General features: G+C 62.7%; 18 protein-coding genes. 8 read left to right on the plus strand and 10 right to left on the minus strand.

Annotation, left to right across the window (positions count from 1 at the left end; all coding sequences use genetic code 11):
- Nucleotides 1–2: 2 nt before the first annotated feature.
- The 3 genes from BLW50_RS25185 to BLW50_RS25195 form a co-directional block, all read right to left on the minus strand.
- Nucleotides 3–1457, minus strand: coding sequence for an AMP nucleosidase (locus BLW50_RS25185; protein ID WP_090707598.1), 1455 nt, complete (start codon nt 1455–1457; stop codon nt 3–5).
- Between the two features lie 113 nt (nt 1458–1570).
- Entirely contained in the window at nt 1571–2977 is a 1407-nt protein-coding gene (locus BLW50_RS25190; RefSeq protein WP_090707599.1) for an SGNH/GDSL hydrolase family protein, read from the minus strand.
- 17 nt (nt 2978–2994) lie between these two features.
- The gene (locus BLW50_RS25195; protein WP_090707600.1) at nt 2995–4305 is read right to left on the minus strand and encodes a lytic murein transglycosylase; all 1311 of its coding nucleotides are present in this window, start codon (nt 4303–4305) and stop codon (nt 2995–2997) included.
- Nucleotides 4306–4567: 262 nt separating this feature from the next.
- Here BLW50_RS25195 and BLW50_RS25200 point away from each other — a divergent pair, with 262 nt between their 5' ends.
- Entirely contained in the window at nt 4568–5551 is a 984-nt protein-coding gene (locus BLW50_RS25200) for an SPFH domain-containing protein (protein WP_244544383.1), read from the plus strand.
- Between the two features lie 31 nt (nt 5552–5582).
- Nucleotides 5583–6032 carry an NfeD family protein gene (locus tag BLW50_RS25205; RefSeq protein ID WP_090707601.1) on the plus strand — a complete coding sequence of 150 codons (450 nt, stop codon included), beginning with the start codon at nt 5583–5585 and terminating at the stop codon, nt 6030–6032.
- Nucleotides 6033–6044: 12 nt separating this feature from the next.
- Here BLW50_RS25205 and BLW50_RS25210 read toward each other — a convergent pair whose 3' ends face one another.
- From BLW50_RS25210 to BLW50_RS25230, 5 genes are all read right to left on the minus strand, one after another.
- A complete protein-coding gene (locus BLW50_RS25210) occupies nt 6045–6755 on the minus strand; it encodes an ABC transporter ATP-binding protein (RefSeq protein WP_090707602.1) in 711 nt (236 codons plus the stop codon).
- Entirely contained in the window at nt 6742–8547 is a 1806-nt protein-coding gene (locus BLW50_RS25215) for a branched-chain amino acid ABC transporter ATP-binding protein/permease (protein WP_090707603.1), read from the minus strand. Before BLW50_RS25215 ends, BLW50_RS25210 begins: the two co-directional genes overlap by 14 nt.
- Before the next feature lies 1 nt (nt 8548).
- Entirely contained in the window at nt 8549–9397 is an 849-nt protein-coding gene (locus BLW50_RS25220; protein WP_210186124.1) for a branched-chain amino acid ABC transporter permease, read from the minus strand.
- A 31-nt stretch (nt 9398–9428) separates the two neighbouring features.
- Nucleotides 9429–10661, minus strand: a complete 1233-nt coding sequence (locus tag BLW50_RS25225; protein WP_210186125.1) for an amino acid ABC transporter substrate-binding protein — start codon at nt 10659–10661, stop codon at nt 9429–9431.
- A 193-nt stretch (nt 10662–10854) separates the two neighbouring features.
- Nucleotides 10855–11871 carry a KpsF/GutQ family sugar-phosphate isomerase gene (locus BLW50_RS25230; protein ID WP_090707604.1) on the minus strand — a complete coding sequence of 339 codons (1017 nt, stop codon included), beginning with the start codon at nt 11869–11871 and terminating at the stop codon, nt 10855–10857.
- 323 nt (nt 11872–12194) lie between these two features.
- On the opposite strand from BLW50_RS25230, the gene BLW50_RS25235 reads away from it, so the two are divergent.
- Complete coding sequence (locus BLW50_RS25235) at nt 12195–13781, plus strand: outer membrane beta-barrel protein (protein ID WP_170850347.1); 1587 nt, start codon at nt 12195–12197, stop codon at nt 13779–13781.
- 45 nt (nt 13782–13826) lie between these two features.
- On the opposite strand, the gene galU is transcribed toward BLW50_RS25235, so the two are convergent.
- The gene (gene galU, locus BLW50_RS25240) at nt 13827–14714 is read right to left on the minus strand and encodes a UTP--glucose-1-phosphate uridylyltransferase GalU (RefSeq protein ID WP_090709690.1); all 888 of its coding nucleotides are present in this window, start codon (nt 14712–14714) and stop codon (nt 13827–13829) included.
- A gap of 233 nt (nt 14715–14947) precedes the next feature.
- Here galU and galE point away from each other — a divergent pair, with 233 nt between their 5' ends.
- From galE to BLW50_RS25265, 5 genes are all read left to right on the plus strand, one after another.
- Nucleotides 14948–15955, plus strand: coding sequence for a UDP-glucose 4-epimerase GalE (galE, locus tag BLW50_RS25245; RefSeq protein ID WP_090707606.1), 1008 nt, complete (start codon nt 14948–14950; stop codon nt 15953–15955).
- A gap of 279 nt (nt 15956–16234) precedes the next feature.
- Nucleotides 16235–17989 carry a peptidoglycan L,D-endopeptidase MepK gene (locus BLW50_RS25250; protein ID WP_244544384.1) on the plus strand — a complete coding sequence of 585 codons (1755 nt, stop codon included), beginning with the start codon at nt 16235–16237 and terminating at the stop codon, nt 17987–17989.
- 216 nt (nt 17990–18205) lie between these two features.
- Complete coding sequence (locus tag BLW50_RS25255) at nt 18206–19069, plus strand: ABC transporter ATP-binding protein (protein ID WP_090707607.1); 864 nt, start codon at nt 18206–18208, stop codon at nt 19067–19069.
- Nucleotides 19062–19838: an ABC transporter permease gene (locus BLW50_RS25260; protein WP_090707608.1), complete on the plus strand. Its 777-nt coding sequence runs from the start codon at nt 19062–19064 to the stop codon at nt 19836–19838. Before BLW50_RS25255 ends, BLW50_RS25260 begins: the two co-directional genes overlap by 8 nt.
- A complete protein-coding gene (locus tag BLW50_RS25265; RefSeq protein WP_244544385.1) occupies nt 19817–20617 on the plus strand; it encodes an ABC transporter permease in 801 nt (266 codons plus the stop codon). The genes BLW50_RS25260 and BLW50_RS25265 overlap by 22 nt, the downstream gene beginning before the upstream one ends.
- A 50-nt stretch (nt 20618–20667) precedes the next feature.
- On the opposite strand, the gene BLW50_RS25270 is transcribed toward BLW50_RS25265, so the two are convergent.
- Nucleotides 20668–20916: a DUF2312 domain-containing protein gene (locus tag BLW50_RS25270; protein ID WP_090707609.1), complete on the minus strand. Its 249-nt coding sequence runs from the start codon at nt 20914–20916 to the stop codon at nt 20668–20670.
- Between the last annotated feature and the right edge of the window lie 137 nt (nt 20917–21053).

The following is a 21053-nucleotide window of genomic DNA, read 5'->3' on the forward strand; positions in this document are numbered from 1 at the left end:
TTTTACCGAAACGGCGGCTCGTCGAAACTGCGCAGTTTGCGCGAATGAATGGTGGCGCCGGCCTCGTTGAGCTTTCTTAAGGCGCACAAGCCGATCTTCAGATGTTCGCCGACGGCGCGCTCATAGAAGGCATTGGCGGCGCCGGGCAGTTTGATCTCGCCATGCAGCGGCTTGTCGGAGACGCAGAGCAAAGTGCCGTAGGGTACGCGCAGGCGATAGCCTTGCGTTGCGATCGTGCCGGATTCCATATCGACGGCGACGGCGCGCGACTGGTTGATGCGGCGGCGCTCCTTCGTCCACTGCAATTCCCAATTGCGATCGTCCTGGGTGACGACGGTGCCGGTTCGCAGCCGTCGCTTCAGCTTGTCGCCTTTTTCTCCAGTGATCTCGGCCGCAGCTTCCTGCAAAGCGACCTGGACTTCGGCGAGGGCGGGAATGGGGATGTCGGGCGGCACCAGTTCGTCGAGGATATGGTCCTGACGCAGATAGGCGTGCGCGAGAACATAATCGCCGATCACCTGCTCCTGGCGTAGGCCGCCGCAATGGCCGACCATCAGCCAGCAGTTCGGCCGCAGCACGGCGAGATGATCGGTGATGTTCTTGGCGTTGGACGGGCCGATGCCAATATTGACGAGCGTGACGCCGTCGCCGCCTTTGCGGATCAGGTGATAGGCTGGCATCTGGAACCGATGCCAGGGCGCCGACATCACCCGTTCCGCCGTGCCGCTGTCGATGTCGGCTTGGGTGATCCGGCCGCCGCCGGGCACAACCAAGGCTTCGGCGGTGCCGGCTTCGATTTCCGCCAAGCCTAGCCGGACGAACTGATCGACATAACGATGATAGTTGGTGAGCAGCACCCAGGGCTGCATGTCGCGCCAGTCGGTGCCGGTATAGTGGACGAGACGACGCAGCGAGAAATCCACCCGCACGGCGTCGAACAGTGACAAAGGCCGGGGTTCGCCGTCGATGAATTCGAACGTGCCGTCGGCGATCTCATCGCCGACCAAGGACAAGAGCGGTGTCGGGAAATAGCGGGCCAGTTCGACGGCGGTGACCTTGCCACGCCCCAGTTCATCGCCGCCATCAAGCGCATAAGGATAGGGTATTTCCTGCTGGCTGATGCCCGTCTCGATGGTTGCGCCATATTCGTCGACCAGTAGACGGAGCTGGTCGAGCAGATAGCCGCGGAACTCGGCCGGTTGCGTGATCGTGGTCGAATAGATACCCGGCGCTGGAAATTTGGCGAAGCCGCGCCAGGTCGCCGGTGGCAGAATCGTCTGCGTGTAGGTGACGCGCAAGACCGGGTAGCGATAACGCGCGCGTTCCTCCGCCGTCGGTGGCTGGTGGGTGTCGAAAAAGCGTTGCAGGTCGTCGCGCAGCGCTGCGCACGCGGCGTTATAAAGCGCCTCGAGCCTGTCGATCGCGTCCTCGGGGGTGGCTGCGATCTCGAAGGTCATGCGGCGGTACTCCTTGGCGAAGCGAGGCGGCCCCGGCGCGGTGCGTCGGGCGCATCTTTTTGATCATGTGGGATGCTGTTGGCCTGGTCCACGACTGTCTCGGTTGACTTGTCTTAATTAACGCGGGGCCAGGAGAAATCGTCGGCGCGGCCGGGCCGCGTTTCCAGCGGTGCGCCGGTGATGAGCGCCCGCTGTGTGAGATCGTTCGGATCGCTTGCGCGCGGCGCTTGCGCGCGGGTGGCGAGCCGGCCACCGGGCGATGTGTCCGGTGTGGTCAGGGTCAGCACTGGCCCGGCGGGGGGACGTACCGGCACGACGATTTGCGGGGGAGGCGGCGGCAGCGGGATCAGCAGGCCGGAGTTGCCCGGCGGCGGGACCTCTGGCGGCATGTCGACGCGGATCGTTGCTTGCTGTTGCATCGGCGTCGACAGCGGCCGGCCGGCAACGGCGGGCTCGCCGGGTTTCTGCGCGTCGAGGATGCGGCGAATATCGCCCTCCACGTAATAGGCGAGCTTGCGTGCGCCGGCACGGGTGAAATGCACGCCATCGCCGGTGCGCAGCCTGACGATCTGGCCATTGAGATCGGGACCGAAGATCGAGAACTGGTTGCGGTCGTCGACGAAGCCTTCCCAGATGTCGATATAGGTGGCGCCGGTCTTGGCGGCGACATCGCGATAGGTTTCGTTGAAGCTCAAGAGCTCCGCTGTCAGCCGCTCGTTTTTCATGACCGGCAGGCCGACCCAGAGCAGGGGGATTTTGCGGTCGCGGAATTGCGCGGCAATGGCCTCGACGCGCGCCGCATAGGCGGTGTTCCATTTTGGTGTGCGCGGGTCTAGCACCGCGCCGCCCTCGCGCAATTGCTGGCGGTCGTTGCTGCCGATCAGCATGACAGCGAGCTTGATCTTGTCGCTGCCGGCAAGAAGGTCGCGGACAGTCTTGTTCCAATCGTAATAATCGTCGCGCACGAGGCCGGAATTTTCCCGGGTGCGGCGCAGGATGGCGACATCAGGGCGCTCAGCGAAGGCATCCTGCAGGCCCTGGGCCAGCAATTGGCCGATGTTGTCGCCGATCACGGCAATATTGGTCGTGGCCACTTGGTTTGTTGTCGCCACTTGGGGCGCCTGGCCGGCGACGGGCGCGGGCTGAGACGGCGAGCCCAGGGTGGCAGGCGCCGTTGGGGTGGCGGTATCGACCGGATGCGGTGCCTCGGTTGCCGAATGTTCGGGCTGCAATTCGTGCGGCACTTCGCGGCTGAAGCCGCGTTTGGGCGCGGCGCGGCGGATCAGTTGGGTCGGCCGCTGCACCACGATCGGCGGCCGGCGCGCCTGTTGCAGGCGCACGCGTTCACGCTGCCAATACACGGCGCTGTTGGAATCGTCGAATTGGGCTATGACCGCCGGGCCGCCGGTCAGGAACAGGAAGATCCCGACCAGCCCGAGCTTGAAGGCGCGCGCCCAGCCGCCCTTTTGCCCTGGGGGCTTGGGGGAAGCTGCTTTGGCGTGCGACGCGGCGGGCTGCATGCCCCAGTTTTACCAGATCAGCGGCTCGAGCGCATCTGTTCGAGCAGGCCGACGGTGGCATAGCCATCGGGCGTCAGGCCGCGCCGTTTCTGGAAAGCGCGGATCGCCGTCTGCACCTGTTCACCGATCTTGCCGTCGACCTTGCCGGCATCGAGGCCCATGCGGTTCAATTGGCGCTGCATTTCCATCGCCTGGCCGGTGGTGAGCGGCTTGTCGCCGGTCGGCCATTTGGCGCCCAGGCCACCGGCGCCAGCGATGCGATCGCTGAGGATGGCGACGCCGAGCGCATAGGCCTGGGAGTTGTTGTAGGACTTGATGACGCGGAAGTTCGGCGTGATCAGGAAGGCCGGCCCGCGCGCGCCGGCAGGCAGAAACAAGGAGGCTTCGCCGCCGGTCGGCATCGGCTGGCCATCGGTGCGGCGCACGCCAAGCCCGGTCCATTGCGAAAAGGAGCGGCTGGTCTGCGGTTCGTGCGCGGCGAATTCGAAGCTCGACGGCAGCGCGACTTCATAGCCCCAGGTCTCGCCGCGCCGCCAGCCATAGTCGGCCAGGTAATTGGCGGTGGAGGCGATGGCGTCGGGAATGCTGGTCCAGATGTTCTTGTGGCCGTCGCCGTCGTAGTCGACCGCATGCTTGAGGAAGCTCGATGGCATGAACTGGGTCTGGCCCATGGCGCCGGCCCAGGAGCCGTTCATCTGCGCATAGGTGATGTGGCCCTGTTGCAGAATGGTGAGGGCGATCAGCAGTTCGTTGCGGAAGAAGTCTTTCCGTTCGCTGCCATAGGCGAGGGTGGCGAGCGAGCGCACCACATTCTTGCCGCCGGTCATCTGGCCGTAGCTTGTCTCCATGCCCCAGATGGCGAGCACGACGTAGCGGTCGACACCGTAGCGCCGCTCGACGTCGGTCAGCACCTGGCCATACCGCCGCGCCATGTCTTGCCCTTGCGAGATGCGTGCGGCGGTGACAGCGCCGGAGAGATAGCTCCACACCGGTTTGACGAATTCGGCCTGTTTGCTGCTGTGCTTCAACAGCGACATGTCGGGCGTCAGGCCGCTGAAAATCTGGTCGAAGAGCTGGCGGGAGACGCCGCGCGCCTGGGCCTCCGGCCAGAGGCCGGCGACGAAACTGCTGAAGCCGCTTTCGACGGCGGCCGGGCGGGGCGCGGGCTGGGCGCGCGCCGTCGAATGCAGGATGCTGACGAGGAGCAGGATGGCGCTGGCGACGAGAATGAGGGTGCGCAGAATCTGGCCGTGGGTGGCCGTGGCCAGCGAGGGTGAGATCGGCGGTTCCGCGTGGAACGGCTGCGGTCTCTTACGCACGAACGCCATGCTTTACTCCGGATTTCCTGCCCGCAACGGCGGGATTTGGCTTTCAACAGTGGAAATTAGGCGCAAGTCATTTCAGAATTGTTTACCATCCTGGGCCAAGGCGCAATTTGAGCCGCAATCTAAGGCGTAATTCGGGGCGCAATCTTGTTTGGTGACTTGAGCCCTGCGCGGACTGGCGCCTGATGCTTGGTCTGTGCGATTTGTCATGCCGTTGCCGCATGGCGTGAGAAAGAATGACGACCTCTTGGGAAAGGATTCCATCATGATGTTCTCCGGGCTGGGCCTGTTCGCCATCGCATTCGTGCTTTTTGTCGTCATCACGCTGCTGATGGGCGTGCGGCAGGTGCCGCAGGGCTATGCCTATACGGTCGAGAGGTTCGGTAAATATTACAAGACCTTGTATCCCGGGCTGGGCATCATCATGCCGTGGATCGACCGCATCGGCCGCAAGATCAACGTCATGGAGCAGGTGCTCGACGTGCCGACCCAGGAGGTCATCACCAAGGACAATGCCAGCGTCTCGGTCGATGGCGTCTTGTTCTTCCAGGTGCTCGATGCGGCCCGCGCCTCCTATGAGGTCTCCAATCTGCAACAGGCGCTGCTCAATCTCACCATGACCAATATCCGCACCGTCATGGGGTCGATGGATCTCGACCAGCTGCTGTCGCATCGTGACGAGATCAACACCCGGCTGCTGTCGGTCATCGAACAGGCGGCACAGCCTTGGGGCATCAAGACCAACCGCGTCGAGATCAAGGACATCGTGCCGCCGCGCGACCTGGTCGATTCGATGGGGCGGCAGATGAAGGCCGAACGCGAGAAGCGCGCCAGCGTGCTGGAAGCCGAAGGCCAGCGCCAGGCGGAAATCCTGCGCGCCGAAGGGCGCAAGCAGTCGGTCATGCTGGATGCCGAGGGCCGCAAGGAAGCGGCGTTTCGCGACGCCGAGGCGCGCGAGCGCCAGGCTCAGGCCGAAGCCGAGGCCACCCGTCTGGTCTCCGACGCCATCGCCAAGGGCGATATGGCGGCGCTCAACTATTTCATCGCCGAGAAATATGTGAAGGCCATCGACGCCTTGGCCCATTCGACCAATCAGAAGACCTTCCTGATGCCGATGGACATGGCCGGGCTCGCGGGCACGCTGGCCGGTATCTCCGAAATAGCGCGCCATGCCAACGACACGGGGCGTGGCAACGGCAGCAGCGAGACGCGGCGCGGCAGCAGCCTGCCGCCGACCGGCCGCAGCTGATCGTTAGACGCTGATTTATAAAGGGGCGAGGATGGATATGGATTTTCTCGGGCTACATCCCTCGTGGTGGTGGCTGGTCGCGGGCATACTTCTGTGCGCGGCCGAGGCTATAGCGCCCGGAATGTTCCTGCTGTGGATCGGCTTGGCGGCGATCGCCACTGGGCTGGTGCTCAGCATCATCGGGCTCACGGTGCCGTGGGCGCTCATGCTGTTTGGCATTTTCGCCATCGTCTCGCTATTGCTCGGTCGCAAATTTTATGGCTCGCGCGATAGCGCCGGTGATCAGCCGTTTCTCAACCGGCGCGCCGACGCGTTGGTGGGCCGCAGCTTCATCCTCAGCGATGCGATCCGCCAGGGCGAGGGACGCATCCGCGTCAACGATTCACAATGGGTGGTGCGCGGTCCCGATCTGCCGGCCGGCACCAAGGTCAAAGTGGTCGGCGTCGAAGATGCGATGGTGCTGCAGGTCGAGCAGGCTTAGGCATCTGCCGCTTCAATGCCCATGCCCGAGATAAGCGGCGCCAATTTCGGGGCGCTGGCGTAATTCCTCCGGCGTGCCGGAGGCGATCATCTGGCCGCAATCGAGCACATAGGCGCGTTGGGCTGCTTCCAATGCCTTGGTGGCGTTCTGCTCGATGAGCAGGATGGACACGCCGGTGTCGTGAATGCGGGCGATGGTTTCGAACACCTGTTTGATGATCACCGGTGCGAGGCCCAGCGAAGGTTCGTCGATCAACAGCAGACGTGGTCTGGCCATCAGCGCCCGGGCGAAGGCGACCATCTGCTGCTGGCCGCCAGACAGCGTGCCGGAAATCTGCCGGCGGCGTTCGCCGAGAATGGGGAACATCGCATAGGCCTGTTCCAGGCCTTCGCGTCTGTGCGGGCGAGCGCCGGCGCGATAGCAGCCGAGTTCGAGATTTTCCTCGACCGTCATCGAGGTGAACAGGCGGCGGCCCTCGGGAATGATGGCGACGCCGCGATCGGCCAATTGTTGCGGCGTCAGCCGCGCGATGTTTTCGCCGTCGAGGACGATGCTCCCGCTGCGGATCGGCAGCAAGCGGGCGAGCGCATTGACCAGCGTGGTCTTGCCGGCGCCGTTAGGGCCGATGATGGCGACGAGCTCGCCTTGGCCGAGTTCGAAGGAAATGTTCGAGAGCGCCAGGGCCTCGCCATAGCCCACACAGATTGTGTCAGCTTTCAACATCGGGCGTCCCCAGATAGGCGCGAACGACGGCCGGATCGTTCATCACGGTGCGCGGATCGCCTTCGGCGATCAGCTTGCCCTGGTTGAGCACGATCAGCCGGTCGGTCAGTTCCATGACGGCGCGCATATTATGTTCGACGAAGACGATGGTGCGTTCGCCGCCGTGGATGCGGCGGACCATGGCGATGGCGCTGGTGATCTCAGAGGGCGTCAGGCCGGCGAGCACTTCATCGAGCATGACGAGGCGGGCATCGGAGACGAGCGCGCGCGCCAATTCGAGAAATTTGCGCTGGTGCAGATTGAGTTCGCTCGGATAAGCGCCCGCGCGGCTGGCGAGGCCGACGAAGTCGAGCGTCTCCAGCGCTTTGCGGCGTGCGGTTTCCTGCGCGTAAGCCGCGCCGCCGAACATGGCGGCGACCATCACATTGTCGAGCACGCTGAGATGGGGAAAGGGACGCGGGATCTGGAAGGTGCGGGCCAGCCCCAGGCGGGCGATGCGATGGGCCGGCAGTTGCGCCAGATCGTGACCTTCAAGCAGCAGGCTGCCGGTATCGGGCTTGTAGAAGCCGTTCATGACATTGATCAGCGTCGACTTGCCCGAGCCGTTGGGGCCGACGAGGCCGAGAATCTCGCCCTGCCGGATGTCGAAGCTGACGCCATCGAGCGCCTGCACACCACGAAACGCGAGGCTGATGTTCTCTGCTTTGAGCAACACGGGCCGTGCGGTCGTGCGTGCTGGGGCTGTGGCCGGGAGGATCGGCGCGACCGGTGGCGCCACGGTCTCATTGCCAGGCTCTTTCACGGCGCGCCATTTGTGGACCCGCTTCTGCACCAGGCCGGCGACGCCTTCGGGCAGGAACAGAGTGGCGAGAATCAGCGCCAAGCCGATGACGATGCGGGCGGCCAAAGCGGAATCGCCCGAGACGAAGACGAAATTGATCGTCGTCACGAAGACCGCGCCGATCGCCGGGCCGAGCCAATGGCGCATGCCGCCGATGACGCTCATCAGAATGACGAACAGCGCCACCGTGCTGGAGAAGGTTTCCGACACGGTGACATAGCTGACGAAGATCGCATGCACGGCGCCGGCGATCCCGGCGATGGCCGAGGAAATGGCGAAGGCGATCAGCTTGTAGCGATAGGAGGGAACGCCGAGGCCTTCGGCGACATCCTCGTCGTCGGCAATGGCGAAGAGGCCGCGCCCGAGCCGGCCGTATTGGACGAAATAGGCGGTGGCCAGCGTGCCGATGGCGACGCAGGCGCCGAGCAGATAGATCGTCGTGGCGGAGTTGTCATAGATGCGCGGCAGCTGCACGCCGAGCAGATATTTGCCTGGGCCGCCGTCGATGGGCGTGTTGAGCACGATGGTGGCGACAACGATGGTCAGCGCCAAGGTGAGCAGCGCGAACAATTCGCCGCGCAGCCGGCGCACGCGAAACACCACGGCGCCGATGCCAAGGCTGAGCAGTGCGGCCAGGATCGCGGCGATCACGAGGCAGAGCCAGATCGGCAGCATGGTTCCGAGATTGGCGGTCGTATACATGCCGACGCCGTAGAAGGCGCCATGGCCGAAGGAGAAATAGCCGGTGAAGCCGCTGAGAATGGTCCAGGAGGTCGACAGCGCGATCCACAGGAACAGGAGATAGAGGAAGGACTCAAAGAACGGCGGCGCACCGAAGGCCGGCAACAGAGCGAAAAACAACAGGGCTACGGCGAGCGCTGCCGGCACGCCAAAGCGTGCAGTGAAAGAGCGATCCTGAATCACGGGGGTGTCTGCGGTTAGCGAAGCCATGTCATACTCGCTGCGGCCAGAACACGAGAAGCAGGATCAGGATGGTGAAGGGCACGACCGGCGCCCAGGATGGGGCGGTGACCGCCATGGTGATCGCCTCGCTGACGCCGATCAGCAGGCCCGCCGCCAAAAGGCCGAGGGGATTGCCAAGGCCGCCCAGCAAAACTGCGGCGAAGACGACGCCGAGCCAGGACAGGATCTGGCTGGGCGCCAGCGTGTAAAGAAGCGCGACGAAAAAGCCGGCGACGGCGGCGAGCACGGCGGAAAAGCCCGAGACCAACAGCAGCAGGCGATGGTTGGGTACGCCGAAGGCGGCGGCAATGGCTGGGTTATCGAGCCCGGCGCGCAAGGCCTTGCCGAGCCAGGTGAAGCGCATGGCGGCCCATGTGGCGACACAGAGGCCGACCGCGATGGCGGTCATCAATATGTCGGCGACGGGAAACAGCAAGGTGCCGGCCTGGAGATTGCCGTGCAGCGCGCGGTTTTCGTAGCGCACGTAGTCGGCCGACCAGAACAGCTGGATCACCGCTTCGGCGATGATCGCCAGGCCATAGGTGACGATCAGCGACGAGAATTCGTTGACGTTGAAGCGCAGTATCAACACCTGCTGGATGACGCCGAGCACGAAGAACAGCGGCAGCAGCAGAAGGACGACGGCGAGCGGGTTGAAGCCGCGCACGCCGGCGAATTCATAGGTCATGTAAGCGGCCAGGAAGACCAGGCCGAAATGGGCGATGTTGATGACCCGCAGATAACGCCAGGACAGGCTCATGCCGAGGCCCATCAAGGCGTAGAGACTGCCGGCGAAGATTCCCGACAGTATCGATTGTCCAAGCAGCGTTGCGCTCATCTGATGATGGCTTGCTTCTCTGTTTACGCTTTCACTTGCCCTGGGCCGTATAGCCGGGCGTGATCATGTCCTTCGGCCAGACGATGACCCATTTGCCCTGCTGCACCTGTTTGGTGCGCATCAGGTTCTTGCCGTAGTTGTTTTGACCATCGAAGCTGATGTGGCCGAGCACGGTGTCGGAGCCATTCTTCTTGATCTGGTCGGCCAGCACCTTGTCGTCGAGCGATTTGGTGGCTTTGACCGCGCCGGTGAGGATTTCCCACATCGACCAGCTGGCGCCGGCCTGGGTTTCCGGCTCGGTATAGGGCAGGCCGGCCTTGGTCGCCGCTTCCGTGAATAATTTGGCGAACGCCGCCGCGTCAGGATTTTGATTCAGCGGTGGCAGGTTTTCGAAAGCCGTCGTTGCCATGGCGTCATTGCCGAGCGGCGACGTCGCCAGCGGGCCTGGCGTCGGATAGACATAGAAATGATTGCGCGGCTTGTAGTTGAGCTTGTCGAGCGCCTCGAGCAATTGATTACCCTCAAGGCCAATGGCGCCGACGAACAGGAGATCGGGATCGGCCTCGCGCACGCGCGCGGCGATGGGGCCGAAGTCGCGGGTGCCGAATTCGAATTCGAGATAGAGCGCTTCCTTGATGTTGCGCGCTTTGGCCGCTTCGCGGGCGCCGACGGCAACGAATTGCACCGATGGGAATTTGCTGGTGACGATGGCGATCGTCTTCGGCGTCTTGCCGATTGAAGCCAACGTGTCGAACAGATCGTTCGGCATGGTCTTTTCCGGATCGATGCCGAGCGGCCAGGCCGGGAACTGACGGTCGTAGGTGGCAAGCTTCGGAATGCCGAAGGTGCTGTGCACGAGGACCTTGTTGTAGCGCTGCGCCACGGCCATCGCCGAGAGAATGCCCGCCGTGGCATAGGGGCCGATGATGAGATCGACCTTGTCGACGGTGATCAGTCGCTCATAGAGCGTGCGCGTGATGTCGGGCTTGGACTGGTCGTCGAGCAAGACCCATTCGACCGGCCGGCCGAGCAGGCCGCCCTTGGCGTTCAATTGCGCGACGAAAAGATCGCCGACGATCTTATGAATGGCGCCAGTCTGCGCCAGAGGTCCAGTGAGGGCGAGCGTGCTGCCGATCCGGATCGGCGGTCCTGACGGCGTTTGCGCTTGTGCCTGAACGGCCATGGTGGCCAAGGTCGCGCCTGTTGCAAGTCCGGCAGCAAGCATGAAACGGCGCGTAGCGCCGACGATGTCGCGTCCCCGCATAAATCTCTCCCTCGTGCCGAGGAGTTGATATCCCTCTCCCTCCTCGGACATTTGGTGAGCATGACGCGGAACGGCGCGTTCTGCAAACCTGCAAATGCGCGTGCAACGCAATCTTGCAGAAAAATTTCTGCAAAAACTTTCGATGCGATTGGTCGTTGTAAGCTCTGCTATTGCAAGCTTACCGCGATGCGGTTCAGGCGGCGCCGAGGTGCAACAGGTCGTGCAGGTGGACGATGCCCACTGGGCGTTGGGCGCCATCGACGACGAGCAGGACAGAGCGGCGTTTGTCGTTGAGCAGCGCCAAGGCTTCCGCCGCCATCAGATCGGGCGAGACGACGGTTGGGTTGATGGTCATGACTTCATCGACGGGCTCGTCGATGAAGTTGCCGGATTTTTCCATGCGCCGGCGCAAGTCGCCATCGGTGATGATGCCGGTGAGACGGCCGTTGCTGTCGACAATGCCGACGCAGCCGAAGCGCTTACCGCTCATTTCGATAATCGCATCGCGCATGGCCGAGCCCGCCGCGACCAGCGGAATTTCGTCGCCCTTGTGCATGATGTCGCGGACGAAGGAGAGGCGCGCGCCGAGCTTGCCGCCGGGATGGAACTGGCGGAATTCGTGCGCGGTAAATCCCTTGGCCTCGAGCAAAGCGACGGCGAGTACGTCGCCGAAGGCGAGCTGCATGGTCGTCGAAGTGGTGGGCGCCAGCCCGTTCGGGCAAGCTTCCTCGGCGCTCGGCAAGTGCAGGCAGACGTCGGCTTCGCGGCCCAGCGCGCTGTCGGCGTTGGAGGTAATGGCGATCAATGGGATCGAGAAGCGGCGCGAATAGGTGATGATATCGGCCAGTTCGGCCGTCTCGCCGGACCAGGACAGCAGCAGCAGCACGTCATTGGGGCGAATCATACCGAGATCGCCATGGCTCGCTTCGCCCGGATGGACGAAATAAGCCGGGGTGCCGGTCGAGGCCAAAGTGGCGGCGATCTTGCGGCCGATGTGGCCGGATTTGCCCATGCCCGAGACAATGACACGGCCTTCGCTGGCGGCGATGCGGGTAACGGCGGCGGCGAGCGCGGCGGCGAGGCCGCTTTCGGGCTGCAGCTTCAGCACGGTCTCGATGGCGGCCAGGCCAGCGCGCTCGAGGCCGAGCGTGCGCAGGGCCGAGGCTGTGGTGGCGCCAGGGGCGGGGGAGGCGGGATTCGGTGCGCTCATGGCGGGTTCCCTACCTTAATAGGCCAAGTCTGTCAGCTGGAGCCGCGTTTTGTCTCTGCCAGCATGGCGACAAGCGTCTGGTAACGCGACATTAACCATAAATCCTTAACGCTGGATTCACCATTCGAACCGCCGGGCTGGTCCGGCGCAGGTGTCCCAAGTTGAGACTTCCGACCGCCCGAATCCGGTTTGCCGGCAGCGTCGGCGCCCTGCTTATGGCGGGAGCGCTCAACGGCGCCTATGGGCAATCGTCGGATCAGACCGGGAATCCACCCTCGAATCAATCCTCTGGGGCATCCGGGTCGCCGTTCCGGCAATCATTCGTGCCCTATTCCAGCCCATCCCCCTCATCCGGCCAGGCGTCGGGGACGTCCACCGCGCAGGCGGTTGGCGCGGGCACCGATATGCCGATGGGCTCGCCCGGCGATACCGCGCAGTCCGGGGGGCAAAGCGGAGGTGGGGGCCAAAGCGGCGGCAGCCAAACCGACGCTGGCCCCGAAGGCGGCTTCGGCAGTCCAACGTCAGGTCAGCCCGCCGTGCCGTTCACCTCGACCAGTTATGGCAAGCGGCGCCAGCCATTGGATAAGCGCCTCAATTATAAGGGTCGGCCCAAAACCTTCGCGCGGCCGTTGCCGGCGTTGGTGCCTTATCCCAGCTCGCCGCAGGGCAAGCGGCCGCCCAATCCTCTTACCAATCCGCCGCAGCCTGCGCCCAATTACGCGCAGCAGCCGGGTATCCCGCGTAAAAAGCCGCCGGTGGCCGATCTGACGCCCTATGATCCCTTGGGCATCAATATTGGCTCGCTGCGTTTGAAGCCTTTCGTCGAGACCTCGGGGGGCTACGACAGCAATCCCAATCGGGCGGCCAATTCGACCACGCCCAAAGGGTCGACCTTGCTGCGCATGGATGCCGGCGTGCAGGCGCAATCGAACTGGTCGAACCATGAATTGCGCGCCGACATCAGAGGCGGGTATTCGCGCTATTCGACCACGCCGGAGGCCAACCGCCCCGATGGCGTCGGGACCGTCAACCTGCGGGTCGACGCGACACGCGATACAGCTTTGAATTTCGAACTGCGCGGGTCATTGACGACGCAGCGTCCCGGCACGCCTGGCTTGCCGACAAGTTTGCAGGGCCGTCCGCTGGTTGCCTCCTATGGCGCGTCTTCTGGCATCACCCAGAAATTTGGGCGGCTGGAGGCCTCGGTGACGGCGCTGGCCGATCGTGTGCAATATGAAGATGGTCATCTGAACAACGGCACGCGGGTGCCGCTGTCGGACAACAACTATAATACCTACGGTCTGCGCGGCCGTCTCGCTTACGAGGTCACGCCGGGGATTATTCCTTTCGCGGAGGTCACCGTCGACACCCGCAAACGTGACAAGCCGATCGATGATTCAGGCTATGCGCGCGATTCGAATGGCTTACTGGCCAAGCTCGGTTCGACGTTTGAATTTTCGCGCACGCTGACGGGACAGGTTTCCGGTGGCTATGGGCAGCGCAAATATGACGACGCACGGCTGCCCAATCTGAATGGGCCCGCCATCGATGGTTCATTGATCTGGACAGCGACACCGTTGACGACGTTTACGTTGCGCGCCGCCACCAATTTCTTTGAAACGACCTTGCCGGGTGCGTCGGGCGCGATCAGCCGGATGGGGTCGGTCGAAGTTTCCCATGCGCTGCTGCGCAATCTGAACATCGGCATGATCGCGTCGCTGACCAACAATCAATATCGTGGCGTCAGCCTGAGCGAGAATTATTACACTGTTGGACTGAAGGCGGAATATAGCCTGACGCGCTCGATCGTTATCAAGGGCAGCTATTCCTACGAGCGGCTGAAGTCGACGCAGGTCGGGGCCAATTATACGGCCAATGTCTTCTTGCTCGGATTGCGCTTGCAGCGCTGAGACGAAAACGGCCGCTGGTGGCAGCCGTCTTTGTTATGCGGTGTCTTAAATCGTGCCGACGATCTTCTTCAATTCGGCGAGGAAGCCCGGGCGGATGTCGTCACGCGCCATGGCGAAGGCGATGTTGGCGGCGAGGAAGCCGACCTTCGAGCCTGTGTCATAGGTCTTGCCGTCGAAGCGCACGCCGAAGAAGCCTTGGCTTTCGGAAAGCTTCTTCATGCCGTCGGTGAGCTGAATTTCGCCGCCGGCGCCTTTTTCCACGTTGGCCAGGATGTCGAAAATCTGCGGCTCCAGCACATAGCGGCCGGAGATGATGAGATTGGACGGCGCCGTGCCCTTGGCCGGCTTTTCGACCATGCCGTTGATCTCGAACGTGTGGCCGAAGTCCTTGCCGACGGAGACGATGCCGTACATATGCGTGTCTTCCGGCGCCACTTCCTCGACGGCGATGATATTGCCGCCGTGCTTTTCGTAAGCCTCGATGCATTGGCCGAGGCAGCGCGTCTTCTTGGCACCGGGCAGGGTGATCATGTCGGGCAGGATCACGGCGAAGGGTTCGTCGCCGATGATGTCGCGGGCGCACCACACAGCATGGCCAAGGCCAAGCGGCGCCTGTTGGCGCGTGAAGCTGGTGGCGCCGGCGGCCGGCAGATCATCGCGCAGCGCGTCATATTCCTTCAGCTTGCCACGCTTCTGCAGAGTGTCGTCGAGTTCATAGGCCATGTCGAAATGGTCCTCGATCACCGCCTTATTGCGGCCGGTGACGAAAACAAAATGTTCGATGCCGGCCTCGCGCGCCTCGTCGACGCAATGCTGCAGAACCGGCCGGTCGACGACGGTGAGCATTTCCTTCGGGATGGACTTCGTTGCCGGAAGCACGCGCGTGCCCAGGCCAGCGACGGGGAAAACGGCTTTGCGGATACGTTTGGCCATAAAGAAATCCATCCAATAATTGTTACCAACAATTGTTGCGACCATGCCCACTACGAGGATCTACTGCGTAGGTTTAACCTTATTCGACGAACGCCTATGCTTAGGCCTGAAATTCATATGAATTTAGATTCATAGGGATTTCATAGCCAGGAGCGATGGCACCCTGATAGGGGCGAATCCGTTAAGATCGGGTGATGCGTTTTTTCTGTGTCATCGACATGTTGTGAGGACAGATGAGCGTACTTGTTACGGGCGGCGCCGGCTATATCGGCAGCCATATGGTTCTGGAACTGCTGGATGCCGGCGAAAAAGTGGTCGTGCTCGACAACCTGTCGACCGGGTTCCGCTGGGCGGTGCCAGCAGACGTTCCCTTCGTGACAGGTGATTTCGGCGACGCTGCCCTCGTGAAGGAGACGCTCGCCCGCTACGACGTCAACGCCATCGCCCATTTCGCCGCCAAGATCGTGGTGCCGGAATCGGTGGCCGATCCGCTCGGCTATTATCTCAACAATACCGCCAAGGCGCGCAGCCTGATCCAATGCGCGGTCGAGGCCAAGGTTCCGCATTTCATCTTCTCATCGACAGCTGCGGTCTATGGCGACCCTGAGAGCAATCCGGTGACGGAAAGCGAATCGTTGAAGCCGGTGAGCCCCTACGGGCGCTCGAAATTGATGGTGGAGTGGATGTTGGAGGACGTCGCCAAGGCGCACGGCCTGCATTACGCGGTGCTGCGTTATTTCAACGTCGCGGGCGCCGATCCGAAAGGCCGGGTCGGGCAGTCGACCGCCAATGCCACCCATCTGATCAAGGTGGCGGTGCAGGCGGCGCTCGGCCATCGCGCTGGCATGGAGGTCTTTGGCACAGACTATCCGACCCGCGACGGCTCGTGCCTGCGCGACTACATCCAGGTGAGCGATCTGGCGGCGGCGCATATGGATGCGCTGCGCTATCTGCGGGCGGGCGGCGACAGCATCACCTGCAATTGCGGCTATGCGCGGGGATACTCGGTGCTGGAAGTGATCGATGTCGTGAAAAAGGTGTCCGGGGTCGATTTTCCGGTGACGATCTCCGGTCGTCGGGCCGGCGATCCGGCGGCGATCGTCGCCGCCAATGATCGTGTCCGCGCCGTTCTCGGCTGGACGCCGCAATACGATGATCTTGAGGTCATCGTCCGTCAGGCGCTGCACTGGGAGCGGCATTTGCAGCAGATGCGGGCGGATGCCGCAGCCCCGGGTAACTGAGGCAGGGCTGTGTCGTCGCTGGCCCTTGAGAGCATGGCAATTTGCACAATCGTTGTTCTTCGACACAAAACTGCCATGTTTGATAAGCCTTTTCACGGGGCCGTGTGTTGACTAAAGTCATGCGGCATCTCGGGCATGTGCTCGCACCGTTACGCGCCGTTAACGGTTTTCGGTAACAATTTGCTTGCGTTAACAATGTATTACCCTGCGTACCGGGGCAATCATCGTGAGCGGAGTGATTGACCGGAACCTGTGTCGCGGTCTGACGAAAAGGTGAGTTTGGCTTTGCAGAACCCGCGCCTCCACACGGCATTGCGCCGTTTTCTCAAATTTGCTGCGGCCAGCGGGTCGCTTGCTTTCGTTCTCACCGCGCTATCCACAACTTCGACGCAGACGGCGATCGCGAACGGGGACACCCGCACCATCAATCTGGTGCACGCCCATACGGGCGAGACGATCTCGGCGACGTTCCGGGTCAACGGCAGCTACGATCCGACCGTTCTGAAGCAATTGAACTGGTTCCTGCGCGATTGGCGCCGCGACGAACAGATCACCATGGATCCACGTCTGTTCGACGTGATTTGGGAGGCGCAGCGTGGCGCCGGTTCCCGCTCCGTCATCCGCGTGCAGTCGGCTTACCGCTCGCCCGAGACCAATTCCATGCTGCGCCGGCGTTCGCGCGCCGTGGCTGAATATTCCCAGCACACGCAAGGTCGGGCCATGGACATTCACGTCGACGACGTGCCGATGTCCTATATTCGTGAGACCGCCATGCGCATGCAGCGCGGCGGCGTCGGCTATTACCCGACCGCGAATTCGCCCTTTGTCCATCTCGATGTTGGTTCCGTGCGCGCCTGGCCGCGTATGACCTACGATCAGCTTGCCCGCCTGTTCCCGGACGGCAAGACCGTTCACATCCCTGCCAACGGCCAGCCGATGGCGCGCTATGAAGAGGCGCGTGCCGAGATCGAGGCCCGCGGTGGCGGCTCGATGCCGAGCCTGGCGCAGGTCCAGAGCAAGGGCTTCTTCGCCACCCTGTTTGGTTGGGGTGAAGAGGAAGAGGATATGGCGCCGGCGCCGCGTCAGGTGGCTTCGCGCCGTGGCGCGCCGGCACCGGTTCGCACCGCAGCCGCCACGCCGCCGACCACGGCCTATGCGGCCGCAGAGGACAACACCGCCGCGTCCTTCTTCCGCAACGACGCCTCGCGGCGTGACCCGTCGCGGGTCGCCGCCGCTCAGCTCGCGGCGACGGCGCAGCCCGTGCCGCAGCAAGTGCAACCGGCGCAGCTAGCGCCCGTGGCCGCCGCGCCTGAGGCGCAACCGGCCGCAGTCGCGGCAATGCCGGCGCCGCGTGGCAGGTCGATGAATTCGCCGGTTGATCTGCAGACCGAGATTCAGGTCGCCGACGTCCCGATGCCGCCGCGTCGTCCGTCCGACACGCAGGTTGAAGCGATGATCGCCGCCGCCGTGCCGCTGCCGCCGCAACGTCCCGCCGGTCTTATCGTTCTTGCCAAAAATGAGCCGCCTAAAACTGAGGCGCCGCTCCCCACCGCCAAACCGGCCCGTGACGCACTTGCTGCCCTTATCGGTGGCACGGTTTCGGGCAAAGTGGCGGCGACGCCGGGCCTGCCTGCCGTCATCACCCAGGGCACGCCGGTATCCGCCAATGTTCTCGCCTTCGCGCCGCTGCAGGCCGATGTGCCCAAGCCGACGGCGCGGCCGCAGCCGCGCAGCACCCCCGTTGTCGCTCGCCTGGTTGGCGTGCGCGCGGCGCGTGATGCGCACCCGGCTCCGCTTTCCGCCGCACGGCTCGACCGTTCGAATTTCTCGGCGTTGCTGTCGCCCGCCAGCATTTCGAAAAGCCCGGTTGCTGGCCTTGTGGCTTCAACCGTGGCGCCGCTGCGAGCCTCCTCCCGCAATGAGCTGAAAGCGGTGATGTTTGGACCGCCGATTCCGGTGCAGGTGGAAACGTCCGACAACATGGCCTCGGCCGTTGGTCGCCGCGCCGAAGCGGATACGAGCCGCGCCAACTAGAGCCAATCGCGTTTCAATCGAAACGCGATTTTTGCCGCGGCTTTGTAACGTTTGCCGATTCCGCCATCCAGCAAAACGCTATAAGGATAGCGCAGAAGCCCTCGCCAGATTGTGATAAACTGACGAGGGCAATTGCGCTATTGACCTCAGCGCGCATTCTTGTAACCAATAAAAAGATTAGATCACGAATAATTCTGGGAAGGGAACTGTCGTCTGATGAGTTCTGTGCAAACAGCGACGCGGCCCGGCGTAAGCCATGACGCGGACAAGCCCGTTTTGGTCATCGATGATGTGGTCAAGACCTTCGGCGATGCCGAAGAGGCCGTCACCGCTGTCGACCATGTTTCCTTCGACGTCAAACAGGGTGAGTTCGTTGCGGTCATCGGACCGTCTGGCTGCGGGAAATCGACCCTCTTCAACATTATCGGCGGCATGCTCGGCGAATATGACGGCGACGTGCGTATCGATGGCGAGCGCATTGCCGGGCCGCATCCGGCGGTCGGCATGGTGTTCCAGGAGGAGTCGACTTTCCCCTGGCGCAGCGTCATCGACAATGTCGCCTTTCCGTTGGAATTGCGCGGCGTCGCCAAGTCCGAGCGCTATGATCGTGCCCGGCACTTCATCGGCATGGTTGGTCTCGATGGTTTCGAGAAGCGTTATCCTTCGCAGCTCTCAGGCGGCATGAAACAGCGCGTGTCGATCGCGCGTACCTTGGTGTCCAATCCCCGCATTCTGTTGATGGACGAGCCTTTTGCTGCGCTCGACGAGCAGACCCGTCTGCTTCTGGGCGACAAGATCACCCAGATCCAGCAGGAGTTGAAGCAGACGACCTTGCTGATCACCCACAATCTGACGGAAGCGGTGCAATTGTCTGATCGCATCGTGGTTATGACCTATCGCCCCGGCAAGGTGAAACGCATCGCCGATATCGATCTGGCGCGGCCGCGCACGTCCGACGTGGTCGGCAGCGATGCATTCGGCCGCCATGTCGCCGATATCTGGAACGACCTGCGCGAAGAGGCGAGCCGCGGCATGCAGGAGAGCGAGCAGGTCGCACGGGCGGACCGTCGCCATGGCTGAGCGCCGCACGCCGCTAACCGCGACGCGCTGGTTTCCACTGACGGTCGGTGCTCTGACCATCGTGGCGGTCGGCCTCGTCTTTGAGATCCTGCTGCGCGTCGGCATTCTCAATCGCTACATCATCCCGCTGCCGAGCGAAGTGTTGGCCGCTTTCGAGCGGATCATCGTGGAAGAGGGCGTCCTTGAGCGCACCGGCACGTCCGCCTTCGAAGTGTTGACGGCGGGCTTTGCCTGCGTCGTCGTCGGCGTGCCGCTTGGCGTGCTGCTCTATCGCTTCGATATTTTGCGGCGGGCGCTCGAGGATTGGGTGGCCGCATTGGCGGCAGCGCCGATCGTGCTCGCCTATCCGCTGTTCATGGTGTTGTTCGGCCGCGGTTCGATGACGGTCATCGTCATCGCCTTCGCCTATGGTCTGGCGCCGATCGTGCTGAAGACCGTGGAAGGGCTTTCCGAGACACGCCGCGTGCTGATCAATGTCGGCAAGAGCCTGAACCTCACCGAAACGCAGATGTTTTGGAAGATTCTCTTCCCCTCGGCGATCCCGTCGATCTTCACCGGTATCCGCCTAGGTTGGACCTTCTGCGTCATCGCCGTGATCGGCGTGGAATTCCTGGTCAATCTCGGCGGCCTTGGCCAGCTCATCAATGATCTGGCGGAACGCTACGACATGCCGGGCACCTATGCGAGCATCGGCTTTGTCATCGGCGTCAGCATGGTCTTCTTCATCATTCTCGAATGGATTGAAAAATGGCTGCAACCGGCACGATGACCGTGGCGGCGCCTGTCTCGCGCAAGGTGCGCGAGCGGCGCGAGACGCGCAGCATACTCTATGTGCGTCTGGCGGTTATTTTCTTCTTCGTTGCGGTGTGGGAACTGCTGTCGCGCTCGGGCTGGTTCTTCGCCGACATCATTCCCTCGCTGGTGTCGATCGCCCAGGCGATGGTTCGGCTGCTATTCAATCCGGCGTTCTGGTCCAATCTGCAGGTGACGTTGTTTGAAGCGGCGCTGGCGCTCGGCATCGGCACGCTCGCTGGCGTTGTCGTCGGCATCGTGCTCGGGGCCAATCGTTTTCTCGGCGCCGCCTTCGAGCCCTATCTGTATTATTTCTCGCCGACGCCGCGCATCATCCTGTTCCCGATCATGATCATGTGGTTTGGCGTGGGGCTCGCTTCGAAAGTGGCGCTCGGTGCGTTGGCGAGCTTTTTCGCCGTGGCGCTCTCGACGGCAGCGGGCATGCGCCAGATCGACAAGGTGATTATCCGTGTCGGCCGCTCATTCCGCGCGACGCCCTGGCAAATGGCGACGAAAATTTATCTGCCGGCGATGCGCATCCCGGTCCTCACCGGCATCCGCCTCGGTCTCGGCAATGCGTTGATCACGGTGCTGTTAGCAGAGACGAAGCTGTCCAATCAGGGACTGGGCTATATGGTCAACACGATCTACCAGCGCTTCGATATTCCGACGCTCTATGCGCTGCTGATCATCGTTTTCCTGATTGCCGGCGCCTGCAATGCTGTGCTGGGCATGGTGGCCCGCCGGGCGCAATAGCACGCCCGTCAGCCAGCCTGAATTCTTCGATCAGAATTACTCAACCAGAATTATTCAACCATGCCGAGCGCAGCGAGATAGAGATCGAGAATCTCGGCCTCTTCCTTGCGCTTGTTGACTTCCTGCCGACGCAGGGAGACCACCTTACGGATGATCTTGATGTCGAAGCCGGTCCCCTTGGCTTCGGCGTAAACTTCTTTGATATCGTCGGAAATCGTCCGTTTCTCCTCTTCGAGGCGCTCGATGCGCTCGATGAAGGAACGAAGATGCGAACCGTTGACGGCGGAAGTGTCGTCCATGACCTGCTCTGAATTGGAAATGTGCGGCGCCTCAGCACCTTTGGCCGATGACGTTGCCGCCCCACAGGTTGGGCGTCAACGTCCGACTGGGGATAATCCACACTATCCCCGGCGCGTTATCCACAAGAGTGGCCCGC

Origin of the sequence: Beijerinckia sp. 28-YEA-48, from assembly GCF_900104955.1 — a bacterium.
Taxonomy (GTDB): Bacteria; Pseudomonadota; Alphaproteobacteria; order Rhizobiales; family Beijerinckiaceae; genus Terripilifer.

Bases quoted from the DNA above. Each gene is read 5' to 3' on its own strand.
- BLW50_RS25185 (WP_090707598.1), bottom strand. From the start codon at position 1,457: ATGACCTTCGAGATCGCAGCCACCCCCGAGGACGCGATCGACAGGCTC.
- BLW50_RS25190 (WP_090707599.1), bottom strand. From the start codon at position 2,977: ATGCAGCCCGCCGCGTCGCACGCCAAAGCAGCTTCCCCCAAGCCCCCA.
- BLW50_RS25195 (WP_090707600.1), bottom strand. From the start codon at position 4,305: ATGGCGTTCGTGCGTAAGAGACCGCAGCCGTTCCACGCGGAACCGCCG.
- BLW50_RS25200 (WP_244544383.1), top strand. From the start codon at position 4,568: ATGATGTTCTCCGGGCTGGGCCTGTTCGCCATCGCATTCGTGCTTTTT.
- BLW50_RS25205 (WP_090707601.1), top strand. From the start codon at position 5,583: ATGGATATGGATTTTCTCGGGCTACATCCCTCGTGGTGGTGGCTGGTC.
- BLW50_RS25210 (WP_090707602.1), bottom strand. From the start codon at position 6,755: ATGTTGAAAGCTGACACAATCTGTGTGGGCTATGGCGAGGCCCTGGCG.
- BLW50_RS25215 (WP_090707603.1), bottom strand. From the start codon at position 8,547: ATGGCTTCGCTAACCGCAGACACCCCCGTGATTCAGGATCGCTCTTTC.
- BLW50_RS25220 (WP_210186124.1), bottom strand. From the start codon at position 9,397: ATGAGCGCAACGCTGCTTGGACAATCGATACTGTCGGGAATCTTCGCC.
- BLW50_RS25225 (WP_210186125.1), bottom strand. From the start codon at position 10,661: ATGCGGGGACGCGACATCGTCGGCGCTACGCGCCGTTTCATGCTTGCT.
- BLW50_RS25230 (WP_090707604.1), bottom strand. From the start codon at position 11,871: ATGAGCGCACCGAATCCCGCCTCCCCCGCCCCTGGCGCCACCACAGCC.
- galU (WP_090709690.1), bottom strand. From the start codon at position 14,714: ATGGCCAAACGTATCCGCAAAGCCGTTTTCCCCGTCGCTGGCCTGGGC.
- galE (WP_090707606.1), top strand. From the start codon at position 14,948: ATGAGCGTACTTGTTACGGGCGGCGCCGGCTATATCGGCAGCCATATG.
- BLW50_RS25255 (WP_090707607.1), top strand. From the start codon at position 18,206: ATGAGTTCTGTGCAAACAGCGACGCGGCCCGGCGTAAGCCATGACGCG.
- BLW50_RS25260 (WP_090707608.1), top strand. From the start codon at position 19,062: ATGGCTGAGCGCCGCACGCCGCTAACCGCGACGCGCTGGTTTCCACTG.
- BLW50_RS25265 (WP_244544385.1), top strand. From the start codon at position 19,817: ATGGCTGCAACCGGCACGATGACCGTGGCGGCGCCTGTCTCGCGCAAG.
- BLW50_RS25270 (WP_090707609.1), bottom strand. From the start codon at position 20,916: ATGGACGACACTTCCGCCGTCAACGGTTCGCATCTTCGTTCCTTCATC.